Source organism: Streptomyces sp. PH10-H1 (genome assembly GCF_030063355.1).
In the GTDB taxonomy this organism is placed as follows: Bacteria; Actinomycetota; Actinomycetes; order Streptomycetales; family Streptomycetaceae; genus Actinacidiphila.
This window is the reverse complement of the sequence record NZ_JASISZ010000223.1, coordinates 1-936: the sequence shown is the minus strand read 5'-3', so window position 1 is coordinate 936 and position 936 is coordinate 1. Positions and strand designations below refer to the sequence as shown.

General features: G+C 68.4%; 1 protein-coding gene and 1 pseudogene. Both read left to right on the top strand.

Annotated elements, in window-relative coordinates; genetic code table 11:
* The first annotated feature begins 80 nt into the window (after positions 1–80).
* On the top strand, positions 81–464 hold the full coding sequence (locus tag QMK24_RS41325) for a hypothetical protein (protein ID WP_283472063.1): 384 nt from the start codon (positions 81–83) through the stop codon (positions 462–464).
* A 17-nt stretch (positions 465–481) separates the two neighbouring features.
* Positions 482–936: pseudogene (locus tag QMK24_RS41320) on the top strand (IS3 family transposase); the annotation flags it as partial.

Sequence of the window (936 nt, the reverse complement as noted above, 5' to 3'; positions counted from 1 at the left end):
CCCTCTCTGTCAGCCTTGGGTGAGACGTCCCGCTTCGGTGGGTTAGCCTGAGAGGGCACCGACAGGAGAACCACACCCTCATGACCAGCACCAAGCCCGCTGGATCCGATCCGGCCCCCAGGCCGAAGCGCCGTTCCTTCAGCCCGGAGTACAAGCTGCGGATCGTGGCCGAGTACGACGCCGCGCCCCAGAACGAGAAGGGCGCGGTCCTGCGCCGTGAGCGCTTGTACCACTCGCACGTCACGGAATGGCGGGCCGCACGCGATGCCGGAGCCCTGGAGAAGCTGATCGACCATCGCACCAGTCCGGCCCGGCCGAAGAAGTCGGCCGCCCAGGCGGAGAACGAGAAGCTGCGCCGCCAGGTGGAACGGCTGGAGAAGGAACTGGCGCGGAACAAGGCCGCGCTGGAGGTTATGGGAAAAGCTTCCGCGCTCTTGGAAATGATCTCCGAGAGCGCGGACTGAAGGCTGCCGCCGACCCGGTGGTGGATGATGCGTTCACCGGCATCGAGGGTGAACTGGGGATCACTGCCGCGTGCCGGCTGACCGGCCGCTCCCGCGCCACGCACTACCGCCGGCTTCAGCCCCCGCCACCGCGCGGGCCCCGCTCGCCGCAGGTCCAGCCCTCGGCCCTGGCGGCCGAAGAGCGCTCTGCGGTACTGGAGTTGATGAACAGCGACGAGTACGCGGAGCTTGCGCCCGCACAGATCTGGGCCCGTGAGCTGGATGCCGGGCGCTATCACTGCTCCGTCTCCACGATGTACCGGATCCTGCGCGAGCGGGGCCAGGCAGGCGAGCGCCGCCGGCAGGCCACCCATTGCGCCAAGACGGTGCCCGAGCTGGTCGCCACCGGCCCGTCGCAGGTGTTCACCTGGGACATCACCAAGGCTGCCGGACCGGTCAAGGGCATCTGGTATCACGCCTACGTCATCATCGA